We start from the raw sequence: 23,405 nt of genomic DNA, 5'->3' as shown, positions 1-23,405 counted from the left end.
GGACTATTCTCATGGAACACTCCATTTGAGGATTCTTTTTTTAGGAATAAAAAGAGAGTGCATTCATGTATGTATTCCCCTATTTAGCTTAATCTAAATAGGGGCCTTCTCTAATTTGTAGAAAATTGTAATATTGGGTTAGTAAATAGTGATTTTAGTTGTGATATTATGCTGGTCACTATAATATAAAGAGGTACATTACAGGAAGGGATGTTTTACGATATGTTAGATAAATTAGATGCACTTTCTATCAATACGATTCGTACATTATCGATTGATGCAATTGAAAAGGCTAATTCCGGCCATCCAGGTATGCCGATGGGGGCAGCGCCGATGGCGTATAAACTATGGACTGAATATATGAATCATAACCCGAAAAATCCGGATTGGTTTAATAGGGATCGCTTTGTTCTTTCAGCTGGTCATGGGTCTATGCTGTTATACAGCCTTCTTCATTTATCGGGCTATGGCTTATCTATCGATGACTTGAAAAGCTTTCGCCAATGGGGAAGTAAAACTCCGGGACATCCTGAATTCGGACATACTGCAGGTGTAGATGCAACGACGGGACCGCTTGGACAAGGTATCGCAATGGCAGTCGGCATGGCAATGGCAGAACGCCACTTGGCAGAAAGCTACAACCGTGATTCTTATAATGTAGTCGATCATTATACATATAGCATTTGTGGAGATGGAGATTTAATGGAAGGGGTTTCTGCTGAAGCCGCTTCATTAGCTGGACATCTACAACTTGGAAGGCTTGTTGTTTTATATGATTCTAATGATATTTCCCTTGACGGCGACTTAAGTCAATCATTTAGTGAAAGCGTAGCAAACCGGTTCAAATCTTATGGATGGCAATATATCCGCGTTGAGGATGGGAACGATCTTCAGGAAATAGCCAAAGCAATTGAAGAAGCGAAAACCGACGAAGCACGCCCAACTTTAATAGAAGTCAAAACGGTTATTGGTTACGGTTCACCAAACCGTTCAGGTAAATCAGCTGTTCACGGCGCTCCGCTTGGTGCAGATGAGCTTAAGTTGACTAAAGAAGCATATAAATGGACATTCGAAGCGGATTTCCATGTTCCAGAAGAAGTGTATTCACACTTCAATGAATCTGTTGTGGACGCAGGCGCTCAAAAAGAAGAAGCTTGGAATGAATTGTTCAAAAATTACAAAGAAGCACATCCTGAGTTAGCCGAGCAATTGGAGCTGGCAATCAAAGGTGAACTGCCTGCTGACTGGGATCAGGAAATTCCGGTCTATGAAGAAGGAAAAACATTAGCTTCCCGTGCTTCAAGTGGAGAAGTGTTAAATGCGATTGCCAAAAGGGTGCCTAGCTTCATTGGTGGTTCTGCAGATTTAGCCGGATCTAATAATACTGCCATTAAAGGTGAGACAGACCTATTACCTGGTAATTACAGTGGTCGTAATATTTGGTTTGGTGTACGTGAATTCGCTATGGGTGCGGCCTTAAATGGTATGACCCTTCATGGTGGATTAAAAGTGTACGGAGGAACATTCTTCGTATTCTCTGATTATTTGCGTCCTGCTATAAGAATGGCAGCACTGATGGGACTTCCTGTAACGTATGTATTTACCCATGACAGCATTGCTGTTGGGGAAGACGGACCGACACATGAGCCAATCGAACAATTAGCATCATTACGGGCAATGCCTAACCTAGGGGTCATCCGTCCGGCTGATGGCAATGAAACGGCAGCAGCCTGGAAAGTGGCAATGGAGTCTACAAATAAACCAACTGCCCTTGTACTGACTCGTCAAGGATTGCCAACAATAAAAGACTCTTCCGAAACTGCGTATGAAGGTGTTTCAAAAGGGGCTTACATCATCTCCGCTTCTAAGAAAGAAGTAGCCGATGCATTACTTCTTGCGACTGGTTCCGAAGTGAACTTGGCTGTCGAAGCACAAAAAGCTTTAGCGAACGAAGGAATTGATGTTTCGGTAATCAGCATGCCATCATGGGATCGATTCGAAACTCAATCTAAAGAATATAAACAAAGTGTAATCAATCCGGCAGTGAAAAAACGTCTGGCCATTGAAGTGGCTTCACCGTTTGGCTGGGATCGTTATGCAGGTGATGAGGGTGAAATATTGGCCATCAATCATTTTGGAGCTTCGGCACCAGGCGGTAAAATCATGCAAGAATTTGGTTTCACAGTAGAAAATGTAGTTGCTCGTGTTAAAGAAATGCTAAAATAATCGTAATGGGGACTGACACCAACTAGTTTGGTGTCAGTTTTTTTATCAAAACTTCGTATTGTATGTTGAAAGTGCTCTTATTCTATGGGGAATCTTCCATTCGACAAAAAAAGAAGAAAATTTCTCCAGCAAACAACATATCTTTTCAGTTTGTCAATATATAATGAGAATAAATAAATTTCGTTTGAATGTGTCAGTTAAAGGGGAAAGTCATCAAGAGTGGAGAAAGATGGAAAGGTCCTGATTGTTAATTGTTCTGGTGACCAAACCAAAATAGGAATGCTAGGAGGCATTGGCTGATGAGAACCTATGAAATTTTTTTAATCGAAGATGAATTTGCCCATCATTATTATGGTAGAGAAAAGCTGTTTTTCAATTTGTTTTTGGAGTATATTCAAGCTAGGGGCAGACTGAAGAGTATTTTGCAAAAACAAATCGAATATGTCACCAAAACAGTCCCTATTATCCAGTTGCAGGTAGCTATTGAACAACGTTTGCAAAAAAAGATGAATTTTTGGTCTCAAAATGGAAAATACTATTTAGAAAAAACAAACGGATCCAGTAAAGCCGTTTTAATCATCCAGGATGATTCCATTATGCTTAAAGCTGAAGGAGACTATGAAGCGGAAACGGCCTTCTTTGAGTGCATTCGAAAATATGAAGCGAGTTTTCTAGCCATTGATTTTGAACACGAAAAATACGGTTGGTTAAAACCGATAAAAGAAAGAAAATTTGTCTAAATGGGGGACTTTTGGGTAGCGGGTATTGTATAATAACCTTTGGTCTAGTACACTGATGTTAGACAACACGAAGGAGGAAATAGTATGTGGGTTTACATTCTAGTTGGCGTACTGGCATTGATTGCTGGAGTAGTGCTGGGATTTTTCATCGCTCGTAAATACATGATGGATTACTTAAAGAAAAATCCGCCAATTAACGAACAGATGTTAAAAATGATGATGATGCAAATGGGTATGAAGCCATCCCAAAAGAAAATTAATCAAATGATGAGCGCCATGAATAAACAACAAACAAAATAAGATAGCATGAAACCTTGATATATCAATGTTATTGGAAGATTGGATGCAAAATTTTATATAATATCGAAATGGTAGCTTCATTCAGGCTGAATCCTTCCGCCGATTTTATATAAAATTTTGGTTTATCTTTCATTGTTGTTCCTAAAGCCACTTTTTCTGAATGAATGATTCAGAAAAGGTGGTTTTTGTTTTGGAATTAATAGATATGATTAAAAGAGTATGATTACCATTGTTTAGCAAAAGGATTTACCCAAGATGAAGTCAGAGACATGATTAATGCTTTCGATACTAAGACGGTCATAGAAGCGCGTATTAAGGTTATAATTTCCACTTTATCTAATACTGGGCTAAGAACTATGGATTAACGGGAATTACCCTTCGAGAATGTTAGCGATACGAGTATTATTGTCAACGGGAAGGGCTGTGAAGTGTTTTAGAGTTGGTAATATAGATATCTATAGTCTCTCACGACTTTTAGGACAAGGAGATATTCAAGTATCAGAGCGATATTTACACACCATTATCAAATAAAGCATTTCCCAACAGTTCGTTAATGAATATAAATAATTGAGATAATGATTAAAATCAGCTATATAGATCTAAAAAGACTGAGTTACGTTACCTGATAAATCTGGTAAGGTTATATAATTGGTTAAAGTAATTTAAAGTTAGTGCTATATAGTTAGTGTAAGAAGCAGGTATATAGAAATAAGAAGTACAATCAAACTATTAAAATGGGACAAGATAAAGGGAAATGCTAAAGCTCACCTCATTGCATATAGTTTGTTCGGGCACCTTCGTAAAAAGTCTTAAGCTCATTACTGGCTATTATAGATTGCTGTACGTCTTTTTCCATTAATGCTTTTAAATCATTGTCAAAACAAATTCCTTGCATTAATTTGGATTTCATTAAGCATATTGTTTTAAAATTTAATATTTCATGGGTTTCCATGGTCTCGTGAAGGGCCAACTTTTCATTTTCCATTCAATCACCTCCTCAGTCTATGTAACAAAGGTGATTTTCCCTATTCAACTCTCAGGTATATAGAGGGCTACATGTTGTTTTTCTAATGGTTGTAACCTTTTATAAAAAAATGAAAAGTAATGAATAAGACATTTTGAACAACGAAAGATAAGTAAGTGAATTTAAATGAAAGGAGAGATACTTAGTGGAAAAGTAGGATTGCATGAAACGTTAGAATTGCATGAAATATTGAATTTCAAAAGCCTTTGTCTATCAAAAGCTTCTACAATGAACGTATTAGTCCAAGATACGGAATTGAAAAACATTCTTTTACAGGACATGAGCAGCGGCAGAGAGCAAACTCAAAGATTACAGGAAATCCTGGTTAATCAAGGAGAGGAAAAAATAATGACTAACTTTTTGCAAAATATGGCGGTAAGACAGAACAGGTGATTGCTACTGACTTTCTGAATTCTGCCAAATCAGGAATAAGAAATACGGCTTTCGCCATAACAGAAACAGCTTCACCTGAATTGAGGGCTGCATTACGGGAACAGCTGAGATCTGCTGTAAAAACACATCATCCACAGGATATAAGTGAGCAGTCGCAGGTGAATTTAAAAGCGGCTAATACGGCATTGAATCTTTCTCAAAAATAAGGTTTTCATTTTCCAACAAAAGCCTTCTATTATTTGATAGGGGGAATTTCACTGCATTTATAAACTAATCAACAAAGATGAGTAGGCTGTTGAGTTTTTTAAGTTGACTTTATCAACTGTAAATATTAATATTACAGTAATCCCCTTGAGGAGGATGCAAAAGTGAATAGTGATTTTACAATAGCTGTGCATAGTTTGGTCTATTTAGCTTATCTACCAGATCATATGGCAAGCAGTGAGTCTATCGCAGAAAACGTTTGTACAAACTCTGCAAGGATTCGGAAAATGATGAGCTGCTTAAGGAATAAAGGATTTGTTAAGACTAAAGAAGGTGTGGGCGGAGGCTATATTCTTGACTGTAATCCTGAAGAGGTGAGTTTGGCGGATATTTATATAACGGTATCACATGGAACTTTGAAGCCTAAGTGGTGTACAGGTGATCCCGAGAAAAAATGTGTCATATCTTCCAACACCCAGGTGGTCATGGATCAAATATTCGATGAAGCTGAGTTATATTTTGAAAAATATTTAGAAAATATAACACTTAGCACTTTTTTGGAAAAAATTAAACAATGTCCGTGATATTGATTTAGTTTTTTCTTTGCACAAAATGTATATTTTATTAATACAGTTAATAACTATAGTTTTAATATTAATTGAACATAAAAGGGGTGTTAAGGATATGGCTGAAAATAATCAGTTCAAAAATGAGGATTGGGTACAGGGAAGATCAAGAGAAGGGGAACTTATCCATGGTTTCATTGAAAAAGTAAGCGCGGATCGAGAAATCGTTAAAGTGAACGTGGTGGAAAGTGACAATGAAAAAACGGTAGGGAAATCGATTTGGATCCCGAGTAAATGGACCGAAAAGCTGCCGGATCTAGAAATCAGTAACGATAGTCATCTTTTGGCATTAATTGATTTAGCTTTGCTTTCCAAGGATGAAACATGGTTTATGGAGTTATCCGGTAAATTGGAATCCATCAAAATCCATCCAAAAATAAATGCCAGGAAATCCGAGGAGTTTCTTATCCAGGGAAATAGAATCGGGAAATTAGATTTAAATAGATGAGTTAAAACCTTAAATATTTCGGATAATACAAGGAGGAAATGAACATGACAATAGAACATGTAACGGATGATAATTTTGCTAGTGAAATCAAGGAAGGGTTGGTACTGGTTGATTTTTGGGCACCGTGGTGCGGTCCATGTAAAATGATTGCCCCAGTGCTTAATGAAATTGATGTTGAAATGGGTGATCGGGTTAAAATCGTAAAACTTAATGTGGATGAAAATTCAGATACGACAAGCGAATATGGAGTTATGGGGATTCCAGCTCTTATCCTATTCAAAGATGGAGAAAAGGTAGATCAGGCAATTGGCTTCCAGCCAAAAGAAGCCATTGCGGAATTAATTGCAAAACATGCATGATTAAGATTTTAACATGCGTGCTGTGTATTGTAATGTAAGGACTTATACCAACCAACACCGTAAAGGGTGGGTAACTAAATGGAGGATTAATAAATGAATTCTAAATATACACCATTATTTGAATCGTTCAATTTAGGAAAGGGGATAGAGGTGAAAAATCGGTTGGTGATGGCGCCTATGACAAATTTCTCTTCGAATCCTGACGGCACTGTAACCGATGCCGAAATTACTTATTATGAACGACGGTCAAGCGGGGTAGGCATGGTTATAACGGCATGTACCTACGTGACGGCAAATGGAAAAGGTTTTCATGGTGAATTTGGCGGTGATCAAGATGAATTGATTCCTAGCCTAAGTCGTTTAGCTTCAGCGATTAAAGCGAAAGGTGCAAAAGCAATCCTCCAGATTTTTCATGGTGGACGCGAGGTTCCACCGGAATTAATACCAAATGGCGATGTAGTCAGTGCAAGCAATATTCCATCGGAAGGAGAAGGGAAAGCAGTTCCGCGTCCACTATCTGAAAAGGAAATTGAATCAATCATTCTGGATTTTGGTGAAACCACCCGACGTGCCATAGAAGCGGGATTTGATGGTGTCGAAATTCACGGTGCGAATGGTTACTTGCTTCAGCAATTCTTTTCGCCACATTCAAACCGTCGTGAAGACAAGTGGGGAGGATCTCTGGAAAAACGGCTGAATTTCCCATTAGCTGTTGTGGATGAAGTGAAAAAGGCTGTTGCAGAACATGCCAAGGATCCGTTCATCGTAGGATATCGTTTTTCACCGGAGGAGCCGGAAACACCAGGAATCACTATGGATGATACACTCTCATTAATTGATGGACTTGCGACAAAGGAACTGGATTATCTCCATGTTTCATTAATGGAATTTTGGTCGAAAGCAAGACGGGGAGCAGAGGTTGACCGACCTCGGATAGAAATTATAAAAGAACGTGTCGGAGATCAAGTTCCTATCATCGGTGTTGGTTCCATCTATACAGCGGATGATGCGATCGAAGCACTTCAATCTGGCGTTCCATTAATCGCATTAGGACGTGAACTCATAATCGATCCAGAGTGGGTACAAAAAGTGGAACAAGGAAAAGAGACAGAAATCGTGACAAAAATAAACAAGGATAATCAGCAGCAACTTGATATACCAGATCCATTATGGCAAGCGATCATCCATTCCCCAGGCTGGTTTCCAGGCATTGAATAGGTAGACGTTCATATATTAATGAATTAAACGATGCTAATAGTGTGCAAAATAGTATGGAATGATTGTACTTGGATAATGAAAATCCCAATCGAATTGACCGATACCCCGGATAACGGACACACATAAAAAAGTGTTCCTTATCCGGGGGTTTTTATGTTTATGGAAGGGTCATTGAAAAGAGTAAAGAATCTATATAGTGATTTTCAGATTGAATCCTTAAAGGAATGAATAACCGAGTATTCTATTTCTAAGCTGTTTCGGAAAATAAAAAGGGGAAAGACTTACGAATTTTCATTGACGAGCAATTAAGTCTCAACGGCAGAGACATTCGGAAAATTCTGTGAGTAAAGGGGGCTACCTTTACGGAACGCCGTGGATATGGAAGGAGCACACAGCTCTTCCAAGTCACAGTCTGTAGTGGACCAACTTAAGAAGACCGCTATTCAATAACATAGAAGAGCAACCATTAATGGCTGCTCTTCTGATGTTATCTTCTTTTCAAAAGAATAGCTAAAATCAAAGATATTTGGAGAGTAATGATAAGTAAAAGTGACAACATAAAATCACTATCTAAAGATGCATCATAGCTAAAGATAAAAAATAAGATTACTGATATTACTAAAATGAAAATGAAATTAATAATGATTTGCCTCATGGTCCCCCCATTCTAACAACAGATCAATAAGATAGTGTTAATGCATATGACCTTGTATCTGTAGCTGTTGTTGGTGTAATAGATAAACCGGCCGGATAAACTGACACAGAAGGTGTACCAGCAATTCTTCTATGACCATAAGTTATTTTAATGTTTATTTTACCATTTTTGGATGTGGGAACATATACATATTGTCCAATATACCCTTTATGCTTGGTTTTACTAGTAGAAGCTTTTAAATCATATGAACCAGCCACACCGGCACTTGGTTCCCAATTACTTGGAGAATACTTGATTGCATAATCAATCCAACGTCCATTTCCTTGTTGATCTTGAGAATATCTGTGCTGGTGTTGTTTTACTTTTCCTCCACTGGATGGCAGGTACAGTCCTGAACTTGAAGGGAAACCAATTGTCATTTTATCCACTAAAGTATATGAAGGTGTTTTTAACCATTGAAAATTACCGTATATATAAAATTTATCTTCTTTTGAACGATTACTTTTTACTTTATATACAGTTCCACCTAATTTTAAAGTTGTTGCAGCGATATATCAAAAGTACTGATTTGCCATGGGCTATTAACTTCTGAATCATTAATCGAAGTAAAGTTTATAAAACAGTAAATAATAATGTCATCACTCGGGGATTTATATTGTTTAACTTAGTAGTAATTTCATATTTTTTTACTAGAGTCTAAATATCTATCGTATTTAAATTAAAGTACCATTGATTTCTATTATCCTCAGATTGAATTGGAGCACTTTAACTGTATCTGAGGGAATATTTAACTTATAGCGGATCTTTTGATTTAGTGAGGACACTCCGGAGATAAAAAAACATGAGGTTATGATCATTCTCATTATTACTGTACTCTATTTTTCCTGATTTTTAGTTTTAGTTTTTAGACATGATATTTCAAATTAGGAACTTTTGTTTTTATCCAAAATTTATATTTTATTTATATAGGCACTAGTCCTGTGAAAAATTCATACCTAAACGGAAGAGGAGGAACAGAATGAAATAGATAGAACACCATAATTTAATGGCATTAACCCAGCTTGTTAGAGGAACTTAAAGTTAAAGTATGACAAAGAAAGTCATTTACGGTTATAAATCCTACCGTACATCCATGATGCAAAGGCGGTTTGCGTGTCATAATTGAAACCATCTATTTTATATTTGGGATATACGAGAAAATGTTTACGTATAAGAGGTGAAAAAGGAAACTAGTATTTATGCCAATATAAATAAGCATATAAAGTTTAAAATTCAATGGTTCGAAGTTTGATGCTTAAGCATTCGTACCGAAGATTAGGTTTGGAGAAAGTATGATCTGTTGTTTTATAGAGAAAATGGGGGAAATGAAAAAACACGGAGTGGATTAATCCACTCCGTGTTTTCGATAATAGGCATTAGCATATCCAAGCGATTTCCTTAAAATAGATAGGAATCAAGTGAGTATGGGCCAGCTCCGGTCATCGCTACACCAATCGCCACTGCAAGGATGGCAAGATTATATTCATAACCGTTTTGAGTTGCCCAGTAGCCATTTGCGCCGTGAACTTTAACAATCGCAACGAGCATTGTAAGTGCAATCAATATACCTGCAAAGGGTGTAAGGAGACCTAAAGCAAATAAGGCTCCGCCAATAAGCTCTGATAGACCAGCAAATAGGGCCATGGTAACTCCCGGCTTCATGCCAATTGAGTCAAACCAGCCTCCAGTACCTTTCAAGCCATGACCGCCAAACCATCCAAACAGTTTTTGCGCCCCGTGTCCAACAAACGATAATCCAATTACTACACGTATAACTAATAAACCGATACCAATCATTTATGATTCCTCCTGGAATTTGTTTTAAATTTAGATATCTTTAATTCGAGATTTGTGTTTAAAAAAAATACTGTAATATCTCGAATTAATTTATCTTTAATTAAAGATAATATCTTTTGAGTGATTTGTCAAACTTTATTTTAACGCTTAAGGCTCTTTCATCGGGAAAGGTACTGAAAAAACCGGGTGATTTCAGCTTGGAGGCCTACAATAAATTAGAAACCCTAACACATTCATAGTCGTTTAGTGATTACTTTTCCGGACGGTTCTTCCATCTTGGCAGGGTCTCCTATTATTCTTGTCGTTACAAACTATGCACCGACATCAGATGTTGATATTGCTACGTAATTCATGTACATGATATTAAATGAAAAAACAAGAAAACAGGCAGTGCCGATGGCGTTTGCCTGTTTTTTAGGATAGTAAAGGATATGCTTATGTATTCATTTGTGGAACGAAAAGGAAAAAGAGGAGATAGTCCGTTCAAATTAAGCATATAATGACATGGTGGTTATCAATGGGAGATGAACCGGTAAGAGATTAGGGGATTAAAGACCTGTACCAGTTTTATAAAAAAGTTCATTATATTTATTTAATAATTGATCAAGTTGCTGGCTATATTCAACGGCAACATGGGAGTTTAAACCATCTTTAGCAACAATTTTGATAAGCTCATTTCTCTTTAATTCGATCTGTTCGAGAAATTCATTCTTCTTAGCCATTATATTTCCTTTCTGGCCCCAACTTTTTTTCAAGGTACCTTTTATTTATGTTTTCGTTGTAAAATTTGTATGAATATAACAATTATATCGACTTGGACCAATGAATTCAAATAAGTTAACTTAATGAAAATTTAACCCGTGGCCCATTCCGATGTCAGCCATTTAGTTGTCATGAAATATTCACAGTTCCATAAATGTATTTTTTTATCTTATTTGTTACAATGTTTATAGGTTGACATACATAGGAGTGAGCTCATTTGAATGATATAAATATGTTTTTAGCTTTTGGGGCAGGCTTTTTGAGTTTTATTTCACCATGCTGCTTACCGCTATATCCAGCCTTTTTATCTTATATCACTGGTATGAGCGTTGGTGAAATCAAATCCGAGAACGCCATGCTCCAAAGAAGAAGTATGCTGCATACTTTATTCTTCCTGCTTGGTTTTTCTCTGGTTTTCATTGCAATTGGTTTTAGTACGACCTATCTAGGTTCTTTTTTCTCGAATTACAAAGAATTGATTCGTCAGATTGGTGCCATCCTGATTATCATTTTTGGTTTATTCGTTGTTGGAATCTTTCAGCCGAAATCATTGATGAAAGATAGTCGCTTTGAATTTAAAAACCGACCTAGCGGATATATTGGTTCCATTCTAATCGGACTTGCCTTTGCGGCTGGATGGACGCCTTGTGCAGGTCCACTATTAGGTGCGGTCGTTTCTTTGGGTGCAACTAACCCTAGCGCTGCCATGAGCTATATGACTGCCTATATATTAGGATTTGCCATACCGTTTTTCATATTATCTTTCTTTGTCGGAAAGTTGAAATGGATCAAAAAGTACAGCCAATACATCATGAAGATTGGCGGATATTTAATGATTGTAATGGGTGTGATTTTGTTTTTTGATTGGATGACCAAAATAATTGCAGTCCTGTCTAGACTATTCGGTGGCTTTACGGGGTTTTAGTCCATAAAAAGCTATTTTTTCAAAAATATTCAAATGGCATTACCCTTCGTCAGGACTTAATATTGGTATATTATTTTTTTATTCGTTTTTCTTGTTATTTTGTGTCTAAAGTCACATAATCTTTGCTTATTATAGAATCACTACATTTCTAATAAGGTTTTATAATACTGTTGTTTGAAATGAAGATGAAAGGCCATGGCCCAAATATTAATAGTTGATGATGCCAAAGTTTATGAGAATGATACTTTCAAATATTTTATCAAAATCAGGACAAGTAGTGATTGGTGTGGGCGAGAAGCCATTGAATAATATCGAAATTTGAATCCTGACCCAGTGACGATGGATATTACCGCCAATCATTAGCCGTCTGGACGCCGTTAAAAAGGGTATAATGTGCTCTGCTATGGGTCAGCAAAAAAATGGTTGTCGAGCTATAGAAGCCGGGACGAAAGATTTTATGGTCAATCTTTTTGACGAGAGCAGGGAATTGAATGATTCAATAGGGCGCGTAATTAAAAACCCTCACCTTGTTTATCTTAAGTAGGTAATATATACTTTGTTTATAAATTGAAGTCATATATAATTTTTAATGGTACTTACCTATTTTTAGTTAAAAGGGATGGTTAAGAGATGATATATATATCAACAGGTATAGCGATTGTGATGGCTATGGGTGTTTTCATGTTCCGGATGAAGGAAACAAAAAAACCAGTGAACGAAAAGAAAATCATCTTACCGCCGCTTTTTATGAGTACGGGTGCTTTGATGTTTATTTTTCCTATGTTCCGGGTGACTCGATACGAATTTTTGGAGGCTCTTGTTGCAGGGATGTTATTTTCCATCCTATTAATTAAAACATCAAAATTCGAAGTTAGAGATGAAAAAATTTATATTCAGCGCTCTAAAGCTTTCATATTCATATTGATTGGTCTCATGGTGGTTCGGCTGGTGGCGAAACTGATGCTGGGAAGTACGATTGAAATCGGTGTCTTGAGCGGAATGTTTTTCTTACTTGCTTTTGCCATGATCGTTCCATGGAGAATTGCCATGCTATACCAATACAAAAAAGTTAAAGCAGCCAGTTTTAGTGGAAGTAATATGGTGTGATAAAAGTAAATGAGAATGGATAAAAGGGACAATCCAGGAAACCTGAGTCGATATTAAAATGACTTAGGTTTTTTAATTTGCCTGGGAACCTTTAGAGTCAATGAAGACATTCATGTTTACTAGATTCTATAAAACACAATCAAAAACCAAGTAATTCCATCCGGATTATATTATATAATTATTTTACTTAAGGAGGAAACGGTTAATGTTACAAATGATTGTGTTCGGGATTATTTGTGGTTTAATGCTGGGGTTTGTGCTTCAAAGAGGCCGTTTCTGTGTTGTTGGTGCATATCGTGATTTGATTTTAGCTAAAGATGGACGGATGTTCTTAGCTACATTCGTTGTTATAGCAATACAAAGTATTGGTGTTTATGCATTGAATGATTCAGGGGTCATTCAGTTTGGAAATGATGGTTTTCCATGGTTGGGAACAATCGTGGGTGGCTTCATTTTTGGTATTGGAATGGTTCTGGCAGGCGGTTGTGCCACTGGAACATGGTATCGTGCCGGAGAGGGCATGATTGGGAGTTGGGTTGCCCTTTTTGGATATAAGCTAGGGGCTGCCATGACGAAATATGGTGTATGGAAAGTTGCTGGGGATAATTTGTTGTCCTATCGTACGAGTGATACGTACATTCATGAAACATTTAACGTTTCGCCGTGGGTGCTTGTGATTATTGTGACACTTTTGGTTGTCATCTTGGTGATTCGTGAATTGAGAAAACCGAAACTGCCAATCTTTAAAATGAAACCGAAAAAAACGGGATTGGCCCACATCTTATTCGAAAAACGGTGGCATCCCTTTGTTACAGCATTTATTGGTTGGCCTTATTGCAATCATGGCATGGCCGCTAAGTGCTATGACAGGCAGAATGTTCGGACTTGGAATTACAGTACCTTCCGCGAACATTCTAACCTTCCTTATTACAGGCGATGATGCATTAATCGATTGGGGTACGTTTTTGGTATTGGCCATTTTCCTTGGTGCCTTCATTGCTGCCAAAGGAAGTGGGGAATTCCGTTGGCGCTTGCCTGATATAAAGACGTTACGTAAAAATGCAATCGGTGGTGTAATCATGGGGTTCGGTGCAAGTGTTGCAGGAGGGTGCACAATCGGTAATGGTCTGGTGAACTCGGCGTTATTTGCTTGGCAAGGCTGGATCGCGATTGTCTTTTTCCTACTAGGTACATGGGTAGCAACTTATTTCACGATTATCCGTAAGCAAAAGCAGGCAGCAGCTACATCAAAAGCGGCTTAAGGTAAAAGGCAAAAAACATTAATCAAGGAGTGGAATATAAATGGCGTAAGTATTGGAAACGACTGGAATGGTATGCCCATTCCCTTTAGTGGAAGCAAAAGAAAAGATAGTGGATATGGCAAAAGGAGAGGAATTGATCATTAATTTCGATTGCACACAAGCAACGGAGAGCATTCCGCGTTGGGCCGCAACTGAAGGTCATGAAATCACGGAGTTTGAGCAAATCGATGACGCTAAATGGCGTATCATCGTCAAAAAGGGAAATTAAATTGATCAAAGAAAACGTGCCAGGGTTCCTGTGCACGTTTTTCGAATTTTTCAAGGCTGAATCATTGGCGCTGAAAGTTTCTAGTGATAACATGTCTTTAACTACTTTTTAAGGAGATGCTGATAATGGTAGACGAGGTCATTTTAAACGATGTTCCCCTGCATGTTACTGATTTTCTTTCTGAAACTGTAAAGGATTCTGAAGGTAAGGAAGTCAGAAAAGTCAGTTTCAATTTCAAGGTTACACATAGTGAATATCATGATATTACAACACTGCTTTATCAAATGGTATTTGATTTAAAGATCCCTCAGACAAACGAGGAGTTTCGAGCAGAGATCTTTAACTATGCGACTTCGGTCACGAACCTTTATGAAGAAAATGCCGTAGGGGATTTTTCGCTGGTCTTGTTGGAAGTGAACGAGCCCGAATGATTACATTGCCAGTCTTGTAAAGATATGGGTTACTGTCTATAATAATAGTGACGATCATTCTATACATATGAGGTGGTACTTTGCTTAGTGGATGGTTTTTATGGTTTATTCTATTTTGGGTAGCCCTTTTAATTATATTGATGAGCATAGGTGGCTTTTTCATGTTTCGGAAGTTCCTGAAAAGATTTCCCAAAGAAGATGGGAAATCCGATATGGATTGGGAAGAATACTATTTGGACCAAACAAAGCACTTATGGTCAAAGCAGCAAAAAGAATTACTCGAAGATTTAGTGAGCCCTGTACCAGAACTTTTTCGTGATGTTGCACGTCATAAAATTGCGGGGAAAATCGGTGAATTGGCATTAAAAGAAAAAGCGGGAGATATTACGGAAGATTTAGTGATACGCGGCTATATCATTGCCACACCAAAACGTGACCATAAATTTTTACAAAAAAAATTAGCTGAAAGAAAAGTGAATATGGGTCCATATGAACACTTATTCAGCTAATGCTGAAAAAGGCAGACTCTTTTGGAGTTTGCCTTTTTTTATTCTAAATAATTGAAAATAATAGGGCAGTGTGGTAAAAATTAGAACGTTTGTACCCAAACCATGCTATTCGTTAAATTTTTGATATAATAATAGTAAGTAAAAATGAGGACGGAGTGAAACTATGAAATTTATCCATACGGCCGATTGGCATTTAGGAAAAATCGTTCACGGGGTGCATATGACAGATGACCAAAGGCATGCACTCTTGCAATTCATAGAAATTGTCGAGGAAGAAAAACCTGATGCGGTTGTGATTGCCGGTGACCTATATGATCGTTCCGTTCCGCCGACTGAAGCGGTAGAGCTTCTTGATGAAATCCTCTATACGATTAATGTGAAAATGAATACACCGATCGTTGCAATATCAGGAAACCATGATTCTGCGGAAAGGCTTGCATTCGGTTCATCATGGTATCGTCATAGCCAGTTATACATTCATGGGAAATTGACAAAGGCATGTGAGCCGGTTCGCATCAAGGGTGTGAATTTTTATTGTGTTCCATATGCAGAACCTGGAACGGTTCGCCATCTTTTTGAAGATGACAGTATCCATTCCCACCAAGAAGCGATGAAGCGGATAACCGGAACGATTACGGAGACTTTCAATAAGGATGAACCGAATGTCTTCGTAGGACATGCTTTTGTATTAGGCGGAAAAACAAGCGATTCAGAACGAGTCTTGTCGGTGGGTGGTTCTGGCTGTGTTTCATCTGACTTATTCGATGCGTTCGATTATACGGCACTTGGACATTTACATAGTCCAGATGCGATACGTCATCCTAAGGTGTTTTACTCTGGATCACTATTAAAATACTCTTTTTCAGAGGCCAAGCAAAAAAAGTCGCTTTCCATTGTCGATATGCACGAAGATGGAAGCTTCGAAATAAACTATCGATCATTGGCACCCAAGCTGGATATGAGGGAAATATCCGGAACGATGGAAGAGTTACTCGATCCTTCTTTTTATCAATCGCAAAAAAAGGATGACTACTTGAAAATAACACTTAATGATGAGGGTTCGCTCATCGATCCGATTAATCGCTTGCGCCAGATTTACCCGAATATACTTCATCTAGAGCGAAAATGGGATTTGACCGACCTTAGAAGAAAAAAATCCTTCTCTTCTATAAAGGATGAACGAAAATCAGAATTGGACCTGTTCGAAACGTTTTATCAAGAAATGACAGATAGGGACTTTGATTCTCAAAAGCAGGATTTGATGGTTTCGGTAATTGAGGCCGTGAAGAAAGAGGAGGCATTGAAATGAGACCTCATATTTTAACGATGCAGGCATTCGGACCATATGCAGGAAGGGAAACCATCGATTTTAATTCCCTTGGAGAACGGACCATGTTTGTCATCTCTGGAAAGACAGGCGCAGGGAAAACAACGATATTTGATGGGATCAGTTTTGCTATATATGGAAAAGCCAGTGGAGAAGACCGAAGCGGGCAAGATTTACGAAGTCAGTTTGCCGAAGATGATATGTTGACGGAAGTCTCGCTGCAATTTACCCTGCGTGGGAAAACGTATTTGGTGACCCGGTCACCGCAGCAGGAACGAAAGAAAAAATCAGGAGAAGGAACGACGACGGTTGGAGCAAAGGCTGAATTATATGAGATATTGGCGGAAGGGAAAAAATTACTTGGGGCAAATGTGCGTGAGGTTGAGGAAAAAATCAAATTACTTATTGGACTTGATGCCAATCAATTCCGGCAAATCCTGATGATTCCACAGAATGAATTCCGAAAACTGTTAACTTCCGACAGCAAAGATAAGGAACAGATTCTCCAGAAATTATTTCATACTGAACTTTATAAACGAATTGAAGAAAAATTAAAAGAAGAGGCTTCCATCCTTAGAAAGAAAAGTGAAAAAAGCGCTCAGCGGCGAATTGAATTAATGAAAGGTATCAAACCAGGCAACCATGAAGAATTGCAGGCACAATTGCAAGCGGAAGAGCCTAACGAACAACAGGTTTTACCACTGTTACAGGAAGTCATTTTGGCAGCAACAGAAAAAAATGAGTGTGTAAATAAACAAATACAGGAAAAGCAGAAAGCTCGCGATCAAGTAAATCAAGAGCTTTCAAAGGCGGTCGATTTAATAAATAGATTTTCGGAAAAAGAAAAGCTACGAAAAGAAAAGGAGGACCTTGAAGCAAAACAGCCTGAAATGGAACTAGTGAAAGGCCAAATTAAAATGGCACACAAAGCGGCTTCGCTTGAAAAGCAGGAACAATACTATTTGCGAATTGGCAAACAAGTACAAGATGCGAATGCTGAACTTCAAAAGTTAAGTGAGCAGGCCGAGAAGTTACGGACTGAGCGTATAGAGAAGCAGGCTTCCTATGAGCAGGAAATGCTGAAGGAAAACCAGAGGGATCAGGCCGTACGGACTGTACATCAGCTTGACCAGGTAAAAGATGCTGTCATGACTTTTGCAAGCTTAAAAGCACAAGTTGCATTGGATGAAAAAGAGTGGAGAAGCAGTAAAGGGCTTCGTGAAAAAAATGTTTCGGAACATCTGGCAATTGAAGAGGAAGCAGAGAGAGTTGCTCGTGAAAAAACAGAAGCGGAAAAAGCGGCGGTTCTTCATCGCGATAAGGAAATCGAAGCTGAAAGAAATTATCAATCGTTATTGAAAATGAAAAAGCTTCAAGAAGTTCTTTCCGAGACTCAGAATGCGAAGCGGGTTCTGGAAGAAAAGAATAATCGGTTTCAAGAGATTCAAGGAATTCATATTCAGGAAAAGGGAAAACTGGATGCTCTGAATCAAAATTGGCGATCAGGCCAAGCGGGCATGCTTGCTACCTTATTACACCCAGGAGAAAATTGTCCTGTGTGCGGTTCGCTAAGTCATCCTGACCCAGCCCGAATGCATGAGGATATGCCAACGGATATGGAACTGAAAGAGCAAGAAAACAAGCTGAAAACTGCAGAACAACAAAAAAGCCAAGCCGAAAGTGAATTTTATCAAGCAAAATCCAAATATGATGCACTAGTCGATTCGTCACAAGAAAAGCTTAGGGACTTACAAAATGACCTGCCGGAGTTTAGGTTTGAAGATCTTGCTGGTCATTTGAAACAATTTGCTGAAAAAGGAAAAGCGCTCCAAGAGCAGTTAAATGAATTGATGCGGAAAAAGTCTTTATTTAATGATCTGGAAAGAAAGTTGCTGGAATTAAAAGAGAAAGCATCCAAGCTAAAGGAGAATCTGGCCTCTCTAGAAAGAAAAGAGGACCAAGGGAAAACCAGGTATATTGAGAACTCTACAAAACTGACAGGATTAACCGATTCCCTTCCAGATGGAATACGGACAGAGGAAGAATATGATGCAGCCTACCAAATGGCTGTAAAAACACAGAAAAACTTACAAATTGCCTTGGAAGATGCACAAAAAAACCTTCAATTGGTTAAAGAAAAAGAATCGGTCATCAATGCAAAAAAAGAATCTCTAATTGGAAATATAGAGGCTTTAAATCAAGAATTGAAAGAAGAACGGGAAAAGTTAATTACGGATCTGACCAATCAAGGCTTTTCCAATTATAAAGAATATACAGCCGCAAAAAAATCGGAAGCGGCACTTGAAAATTTGGAGGACCAAATCCAGCAGTATAATCAAAATTGGCAAAGTGTTTTAAGTCTGTTTCATGATTTGGAAATGAAGCTGAAAGATATGATCAAACCGGACCTTGAAGGATTGAAAAAGACTTTTGATTTCATAGATGTGGAATTGGAGTCGTTACGCCAAAATCAGAATGAAATACATGCAGAAAAACGGACTAACGAAGAAATCGAAAGGAAATTGGCGCAAATCAGGGAAGATCAGAAAAGTCTGGATGAAAGGTACAGTATCGTCGGTCACCTGTCTGAGATTTCCAAAGGCCAAAACTCCTTCAAAATAACTTTTGAACGGTATGTATTGGCAGCCTTTTTAGATGATATCCTAAAAGAAGCCAATTCAAGATTACTGAAAATGACAAGCGGCAGATATCAGCTGTTGCGAAAGCTGGATCCTACACGCAGGAATATCCAGAGCGGTCTGGAGTTATCCGTGTACGACCAATATACAGGACAGGAGAGGCATGTCAAAACCCTTTCGGGAGGCGAAAGCTTTAAGGCATCCCTTGCACTTGCTTTGGGTCTTGCGGATGTTGTCCAGCAGAATGCAGGCGGGATCTCACTCGAAACGATGTTCATCGATGAAGGGTTCGGTACGCTAGACCCCGAATCTCTTGATCATGCGATAGAAGCATTGATGGATATACAAAGTACCGGGAGATTAGTCGGGATAATTTCTCATGTTCCAGAGCTGAAAGAAAGAATCGATGCCCAGCTCCAAGTCATTTCGACACAAAAAGGAAGTCGTACTTCCTTTTACTTTGCTGGATAAATCAAAAAAAAGAATGGCTAAGGAGAAAGTGGCTCCCTAGGCCATTCTTTTTATTATGAATGAACTACTCTATGTTAATATCATCAGCTGTTATTCCGGGGGAAAACTTATGGATGCGAATCACCAATATCGGATTTGAGAATTCAGCGGTAATTCTTCGAGAGCAAATCGAAAAGGGGAAAGGGATTTTTCTCTGTGTGGGTATTGTATCCGCTTTATTTTCAAGAAATGGTTTATGAGTATCGTCAACGATGATCGATAGCTCATTATCACTTAAGCAAACTTTAATATCTTTCAAATCATGATTTTCTAAAACCGCTTCCACCATATACTCATCGTCACTTTCGTATATATCAATTGAAAAAAGTTGATGATCCAACGCACAAGTTTCCGGATCCAGAAAAAATTTTTTTACCCATTCATCAAACTTTTCAACCTCATTCATTTGCTTTACATGTTGATTGTCTTGCATGTTGATACCCCCGGTTTTCCTTTGTTACATTATATGTTGGAGTAAGAAAATGGTGCTTGAAAAAGTGAAAATGGATGATGATAAAAAGATTTCCGAAAACGTGGTTCAAAAAATATAAAAAGCAGTAGAAAAGTAATCAAAGCAAAGGAACGATGGTATGTGGGTATAAAAGGGAATCAAAAAGTAGAAAGAATTCAATAAAAAAATGATGACCAATTCTAAATGAATTGGTCATTTTTTTATAAACAATCGTGTTGATCGATCATGCCCGCACCCTACTGCCATTAAAGTTAATACAATTTCAAATGTCATATTAAATGTATTTTTAAAATAATTCACCATTTCAATTCTGAAAATACCTTCGATCTGTTTCCTCTTAAGCAAACTTTGTTACAAATTCAGAAGAACCGTATCATTTCTGAAATCCCACTGATCACTTTTGGAATTTATCAAGTTGAAACTTAGTTTATTATAGATTTACTAGATATATAGTTAGGAGGTAATGATAATGGCAAAAAAATCAAGAAGGTATAAAATGTTCGTAAACCTGCATTAAAGTATTTCTTTATTTCCGTTGAAAAGGAAAATCCGACATGTCCATTTTGTGATGGCAAACATGTGGAATTATATTCATCCTTCGGTACTGCACAGCTCGTTAGGCAATACTATTGCTTAAACTGTAAAACTTTTTTTAAAAATATACGATGGAAAGGTTCTTTCTACTGATCGACCTCATGAGCCAACCGATATGAATGGGTGTCAATACCTGTTAAGGAGGATGGCTTATCAGAATATAAGTTTCATAGCTTGATGGAATCACTTACCCTTGATTAACTGAATGAAAAAGAGCATTGTCAGGAAGGGAATTCGCTCAAATTAGTTCGTATGGCGTTTCCAAATGAATGAAAATGGAAGGTTAAGGAATTTATCCGGCTTTGTAATGGAAGCCTTCTTCTTTTTGGAATAAAAGAAGACGGTGGGATGACGCTTTTAAAACCAGTAACTTTTTGAGGAGGATAAATGTGTGATAAAAACCGAATGTAAAATTAGAGGGTTAGGCTCGATGTACAATGCTTCCTATAATTTCTTACAGAAAAATATTGAAGCAGGCAGAGGAGAAAAAACCGCTATTTATTATGGAAATCAATCTTATCCTTATCAAGAAATCGACACCCTTGTCAATCAATTTGGTGCGGCATTAAAAGATCTGGGCATAGAGATGGAACAGCGCATCCTACTTTTATTACATGATTCTCCAGAATTTATCATTAGTTTCTTCGGTGCAATAAAAGTTGGGGTAATCCCGATTCCATCCAATACGCTTTTGCTTACAAAGGATTATGAGTATCTTTTGAATAATAGCCGTTCAAAAGTGTTGGTCACTACTTATGAACAGTGGGAGAAGTTAAAGCTTATTAAAAATAGATTACTTTTCTTAAGGCATGTCATCTTGGTTGATGGGGTTGATCACAATTTCGAGGAAGATAACGAACATTCTTTTCAGGATCTTACTCGCAGACAAAATAAAGATCTGCCGCCTTGTTTTAGCAACATTAATGATCAAGCGTTCTGGCTCTATACATCAGGAAGTACAGGTGAGCCAAAAGGGGTTATACACCTTCAAACCGATATGGAAGAAGCTTTCAAAAACTACGCCAAAAACATTTTGCAAATCACCGAAAATGACATTACTTTTTCGGCTTCGAAGCTTTTCTTTGCTTATGGTTTGGGAAATGCGATGTATTATCCTTTTGGAGTCGGGGCTACTACTGTTTTAATGCCGGACAGACCGACTGCAGAAAAGGTGTTCGAGACGATAGAAAAGTATCGTCCAACCATTTTTTTTGGTGTCCCGACCCTGTATGGATCGATGCTCAATTACCTTGAGAAGACGAAGGAAACCTATGATCTTTCTTCAGTTAGACTTTGCGTATCAGCAGGAGAGGCACTGCCGGCTACTTATATTGAACAATGGAAGAGAGTTTTTGGATTGGATATTATAGACGGAATTGGTTCGACCGAATCACTTCATATATACATTTCCAATCAAGTAGATGATATTCGGCAAGGAAGCACAGGAAAAATCGTTCCCGGTTATGAAGCTAAAATTGTGGATGAACAAGGTCATGAAACTCAGGTGAATGAAGTGGGAGACCTTTTAATTAAGGGAGAAAGCATTGCAGCCTCTTATTGGAATCTTGATGATGAAAACAAAAAGAAGTTTTTCGGTAATTGGCTGGTGACAGGAGATAAATACTTTAAGGATGAAGGTGGCTTCTATTGGTACGCGGGCCGCAATGATGACATGATGAAGGTAAATGGAATTTGGGTATCGCCAATAGAAATAGAAAACGCATTCTTATCACATCCCGATATACTGGAAACTGCTGTTGTTGCTGTAAAGGATGAAAATGGTTTAATAAAACCAAAAGCCTTCATAGTATTAAAAGAAAGTGCGGAATCAGGTGAAGGAGTAAAAGCAGGAATAAAAGGATTTGTCAAAAAAGTGTTAGCGTCATATAAAGTTCCTCGCGACATTGAATTCGTGAACGAGTTACCAAAGACTTCGACAGGAAAGATAAAAAGATTTAAATTAAGAGAGCCAGAGATCAAATCACAATCGTAAACAAGAAGGATGATTCCATCTCCTTGAATGTGGACTGAAAATGAATGTCTGAAATCCAGAGGCGATGGCAAAAGCTGCTTCACGTGTCCATGAACTGGGAGGAGGAATCGTAATTGTCGATGGAAATGAAATAATACTTGAAATTCCATTACAGCTTACGGTGACTTCTGATCCTTCATTTAATAGGGCAGTAGAATTTAATGAAAAATAATTAAAGATGCTTCAAGCGAGAGGCTATCCTTTTCAAGCCATTTTGTATACATTATTATTTTTAACTTGCTACTTTCTTCCTGGGCTGCGTTTAAAACCCTTTGGGCTATACGATGTGAAAAACATAGAATCTTATTTCCTTCCACATCCATGACGAACTTTTTAAATGAAAGGAAAGCGTAGAAAAGAACAGATGATATTAGCGGGCTTGCGGGGCTGCCGTTTCACCAAAGTATTTCGGGAAACGGCAGCCTGATTTTCGTTAATGTGGCTCATATAAAAATTCCCAGGGAACTCCAAATCGATGTTTAGAAATACTTCAAAATGCCGATTATCCCAATCTATATTCGTTCATATTTACTGCCAT

23 protein-coding genes and 2 pseudogenes are annotated in these 23,405 nt (G+C 37.9%); 20 read left to right on the top strand and 5 right to left on the bottom strand.

All coding sequences use genetic code 11. The features are described from left to right. Window positions 1-222: 222 nt before the first annotated feature. The 3 genes from tkt (at window position 223) to QUF86_RS22510 (ending at window position 3,266) form a co-directional block, all read left to right on the top strand. Window positions 223-2,226, top strand: coding sequence for a transketolase (gene tkt, locus QUF86_RS22520; RefSeq protein ID WP_289335726.1), 2,004 nt, complete (start codon window positions 223-225; stop codon window positions 2,224-2,226). Window positions 2,227-2,525: 299 nt separating this feature from the next. Then, complete coding sequence (sirA, locus tag QUF86_RS22515; RefSeq protein ID WP_289316892.1) at window positions 2,526-2,966, top strand: sporulation inhibitor of replication protein SirA; 441 nt, start codon at window positions 2,526-2,528, stop codon at window positions 2,964-2,966. Between the two features lie 84 nt (window positions 2,967-3,050). Next, window positions 3,051-3,266 carry a YneF family protein gene (locus QUF86_RS22510; protein ID WP_034312934.1) on the top strand — a complete coding sequence of 72 codons (216 nt, stop codon included), beginning with the start codon at window positions 3,051-3,053 and terminating at the stop codon, window positions 3,264-3,266. A gap of 769 nt (window positions 3,267-4,035) precedes the next feature. Here QUF86_RS22510 and QUF86_RS22505 read toward each other — a convergent pair. Beyond that, window positions 4,036-4,251 (bottom strand): spore coat protein, encoded by a 216-nt coding sequence (locus tag QUF86_RS22505; protein ID WP_289335725.1) that lies wholly within the window; start codon window positions 4,249-4,251, stop codon window positions 4,036-4,038. Window positions 4,252-4,416: 165 nt separating this feature from the next. On the opposite strand from QUF86_RS22505, the gene QUF86_RS22500 reads away from it, so the two are divergent. The 6 genes from QUF86_RS22500 (at window position 4,417) to QUF86_RS22475 (ending at window position 7,538) form a co-directional block, all read left to right on the top strand. Next, window positions 4,417-4,683, top strand: coding sequence for a hypothetical protein (locus QUF86_RS22500; RefSeq protein ID WP_289335724.1), 267 nt, complete (start codon window positions 4,417-4,419; stop codon window positions 4,681-4,683). Then, window positions 4,680-4,889, top strand: coding sequence for a spore coat protein (locus QUF86_RS22495; RefSeq protein ID WP_289335723.1), 210 nt, complete (start codon window positions 4,680-4,682; stop codon window positions 4,887-4,889). The genes QUF86_RS22500 and QUF86_RS22495 overlap by 4 nt, the downstream gene beginning before the upstream one ends. Window positions 4,890-5,051: 162 nt before the next feature. Beyond that, window positions 5,052-5,471, top strand: coding sequence for an RrF2 family transcriptional regulator (locus QUF86_RS22490; protein WP_289316889.1), 420 nt, complete (start codon window positions 5,052-5,054; stop codon window positions 5,469-5,471). Window positions 5,472-5,571: 100 nt separating this feature from the next. Further along, a complete protein-coding gene (locus tag QUF86_RS22485) occupies window positions 5,572-5,961 on the top strand; it encodes an IDEAL domain-containing protein (protein WP_289316888.1) in 390 nt (129 codons plus the stop codon). 44 nt (window positions 5,962-6,005) lie between these two features. Then, window positions 6,006-6,320 (top strand): thioredoxin, encoded by a 315-nt coding sequence (trxA, locus tag QUF86_RS22480; RefSeq protein WP_289316887.1) that lies wholly within the window; start codon window positions 6,006-6,008, stop codon window positions 6,318-6,320. Window positions 6,321-6,413: 93 nt separating this feature from the next. Then, complete coding sequence (locus QUF86_RS22475; protein ID WP_289335722.1) at window positions 6,414-7,538, top strand: NADH-dependent flavin oxidoreductase; 1,125 nt, start codon at window positions 6,414-6,416, stop codon at window positions 7,536-7,538. 678 nt (window positions 7,539-8,216) lie between these two features. On the opposite strand, the gene QUF86_RS22470 is transcribed toward QUF86_RS22475, so the two are convergent. From QUF86_RS22470 to QUF86_RS22460, 3 genes are all read right to left on the bottom strand, one after another. Next, window positions 8,217-8,612 carry a hypothetical protein gene (locus tag QUF86_RS22470; RefSeq protein WP_289335721.1) on the bottom strand — a complete coding sequence of 132 codons (396 nt, stop codon included), beginning with the start codon at window positions 8,610-8,612 and terminating at the stop codon, window positions 8,217-8,219. 1,018 nt (window positions 8,613-9,630) lie between these two features. Then, on the bottom strand, window positions 9,631-10,029 hold the full coding sequence (locus QUF86_RS22465) for a DoxX family protein (protein WP_289316884.1): 399 nt from the start codon (window positions 10,027-10,029) through the stop codon (window positions 9,631-9,633). Between the two features lie 548 nt (window positions 10,030-10,577). Beyond that, a complete protein-coding gene (locus tag QUF86_RS22460) occupies window positions 10,578-10,751 on the bottom strand; it encodes an aspartyl-phosphate phosphatase Spo0E family protein (protein ID WP_289316883.1) in 174 nt (57 codons plus the stop codon). Window positions 10,752-11,008: 257 nt separating this feature from the next. Here QUF86_RS22460 and QUF86_RS22455 point away from each other — a divergent pair, with 257 nt between their 5' ends. The 8 genes and pseudogenes from QUF86_RS22455 (at window position 11,009) to QUF86_RS22415 (ending at window position 19,730) form a co-directional block, all read left to right on the top strand. Continuing rightward, the gene (locus QUF86_RS22455; protein ID WP_289316882.1) at window positions 11,009-11,716 is read left to right on the top strand and encodes a cytochrome c biogenesis CcdA family protein; all 708 of its coding nucleotides are present in this window, start codon (window positions 11,009-11,011) and stop codon (window positions 11,714-11,716) included. A gap of 630 nt (window positions 11,717-12,346) precedes the next feature. Further along, window positions 12,347-12,823 (top strand): CcdC family protein, encoded by a 477-nt coding sequence (locus QUF86_RS22445; protein WP_289324595.1) that lies wholly within the window; start codon window positions 12,347-12,349, stop codon window positions 12,821-12,823. 205 nt (window positions 12,824-13,028) lie between these two features. Then, window positions 13,029-14,085, top strand: a pseudogene (locus QUF86_RS22440) (YeeE/YedE thiosulfate transporter family protein). A gap of 52 nt (window positions 14,086-14,137) precedes the next feature. Beyond that, window positions 14,138-14,353: a sulfurtransferase TusA family protein gene (locus QUF86_RS22435; RefSeq protein WP_289335719.1), complete on the top strand. Its 216-nt coding sequence runs from the start codon at window positions 14,138-14,140 to the stop codon at window positions 14,351-14,353. Window positions 14,354-14,478: 125 nt separating this feature from the next. Beyond that, window positions 14,479-14,784 (top strand): DUF3219 family protein, encoded by a 306-nt coding sequence (locus QUF86_RS22430; protein WP_289335717.1) that lies wholly within the window; start codon window positions 14,479-14,481, stop codon window positions 14,782-14,784. A gap of 80 nt (window positions 14,785-14,864) precedes the next feature. Then, a complete protein-coding gene (locus QUF86_RS22425) occupies window positions 14,865-15,293 on the top strand; it encodes a DUF2621 domain-containing protein (protein ID WP_034312903.1) in 429 nt (142 codons plus the stop codon). Between the two features lie 163 nt (window positions 15,294-15,456). After that, complete coding sequence (locus QUF86_RS22420) at window positions 15,457-16,602, top strand: exonuclease SbcCD subunit D (protein ID WP_289335716.1); 1,146 nt, start codon at window positions 15,457-15,459, stop codon at window positions 16,600-16,602. Next, entirely contained in the window at window positions 16,599-19,730 is a 3,132-nt protein-coding gene (locus tag QUF86_RS22415; RefSeq protein WP_289335715.1) for an AAA family ATPase, read from the top strand. Before QUF86_RS22420 ends, QUF86_RS22415 begins: the two co-directional genes overlap by 4 nt. A gap of 64 nt (window positions 19,731-19,794) precedes the next feature. Here the strand turns inward: QUF86_RS22415 and QUF86_RS22410 are convergent, their stop codons facing one another. After that, window positions 19,795-20,202: an Hsp20/alpha crystallin family protein gene (locus QUF86_RS22410; protein ID WP_289335714.1), complete on the bottom strand. Its 408-nt coding sequence runs from the start codon at window positions 20,200-20,202 to the stop codon at window positions 19,795-19,797. Between the two features lie 567 nt (window positions 20,203-20,769). On the opposite strand from QUF86_RS22410, the gene QUF86_RS28965 reads away from it, so the two are divergent. From QUF86_RS28965 to QUF86_RS22400, 3 genes and pseudogenes are all read left to right on the top strand, one after another. Then, entirely contained in the window at window positions 20,770-20,928 is a 159-nt protein-coding gene (locus tag QUF86_RS28965; protein ID WP_421157058.1) for a PaaD-like zinc ribbon domain-containing protein, read from the top strand. Window positions 20,929-21,265: 337 nt separating this feature from the next. Next, window positions 21,266-22,828 carry a benzoate-CoA ligase family protein gene (locus QUF86_RS22405; RefSeq protein WP_289336282.1) on the top strand — a complete coding sequence of 521 codons (1,563 nt, stop codon included), beginning with the start codon at window positions 21,266-21,268 and terminating at the stop codon, window positions 22,826-22,828. Window positions 22,829-22,880: 52 nt separating this feature from the next. Continuing rightward, a pseudogene (locus tag QUF86_RS22400) lies at window positions 22,881-23,192 on the top strand (adenine deaminase C-terminal domain-containing protein); the annotation flags it as partial. Window positions 23,193-23,405: the final 213 nt, after the last annotated feature.

Origin of the sequence: Peribacillus sp. NJ11, from assembly GCF_030348405.1 — a bacterium.
Taxonomy (GTDB): Bacteria; Bacillota; Bacilli; order Bacillales; family DSM-1321; genus Peribacillus.
This window is presented reverse-complemented; position numbering and strand designations above follow the sequence as displayed.

Coding starts and splice junctions, on each gene's coding strand:
- QUF86_RS22500 (WP_289335724.1), top strand. CDS start 4,417: ATGAAAGGAGAGATACTTAGTGGAAAAGTAGGATTGCATGAAACGTTA.
- trxA (WP_289316887.1), top strand. CDS start 6,006: ATGACAATAGAACATGTAACGGATGATAATTTTGCTAGTGAAATCAAG.
- QUF86_RS22445 (WP_289324595.1), top strand. CDS start 12,347: ATGATATATATATCAACAGGTATAGCGATTGTGATGGCTATGGGTGTT.
- QUF86_RS22475 (WP_289335722.1), top strand. CDS start 6,414: ATGAATTCTAAATATACACCATTATTTGAATCGTTCAATTTAGGAAAG.
- QUF86_RS22485 (WP_289316888.1), top strand. CDS start 5,572: ATGGCTGAAAATAATCAGTTCAAAAATGAGGATTGGGTACAGGGAAGA.
- sirA (WP_289316892.1), top strand. CDS start 2,526: ATGAGAACCTATGAAATTTTTTTAATCGAAGATGAATTTGCCCATCAT.
- QUF86_RS22410 (WP_289335714.1), bottom strand. CDS start 20,202: ATGCAAGACAATCAACATGTAAAGCAAATGAATGAGGTTGAAAAGTTT.
- tkt (WP_289335726.1), top strand. CDS start 223: ATGTTAGATAAATTAGATGCACTTTCTATCAATACGATTCGTACATTA.
- QUF86_RS22470 (WP_289335721.1), bottom strand. CDS start 8,612: ATGACAATTGGTTTCCCTTCAAGTTCAGGACTGTACCTGCCATCCAGT.
- QUF86_RS22510 (WP_034312934.1), top strand. CDS start 3,051: ATGTGGGTTTACATTCTAGTTGGCGTACTGGCATTGATTGCTGGAGTA.
- QUF86_RS22415 (WP_289335715.1), top strand. CDS start 16,599: ATGAGACCTCATATTTTAACGATGCAGGCATTCGGACCATATGCAGGA.
- QUF86_RS22405 (WP_289336282.1), top strand. CDS start 21,266: ATGTACAATGCTTCCTATAATTTCTTACAGAAAAATATTGAAGCAGGC.
- QUF86_RS22420 (WP_289335716.1), top strand. CDS start 15,457: ATGAAATTTATCCATACGGCCGATTGGCATTTAGGAAAAATCGTTCAC.
- QUF86_RS22430 (WP_289335717.1), top strand. CDS start 14,479: ATGGTAGACGAGGTCATTTTAAACGATGTTCCCCTGCATGTTACTGAT.
- QUF86_RS22460 (WP_289316883.1), bottom strand. CDS start 10,751: ATGGCTAAGAAGAATGAATTTCTCGAACAGATCGAATTAAAGAGAAAT.
- QUF86_RS22505 (WP_289335725.1), bottom strand. CDS start 4,251: ATGGAAAATGAAAAGTTGGCCCTTCACGAGACCATGGAAACCCATGAA.
- QUF86_RS22465 (WP_289316884.1), bottom strand. CDS start 10,029: ATGATTGGTATCGGTTTATTAGTTATACGTGTAGTAATTGGATTATCG.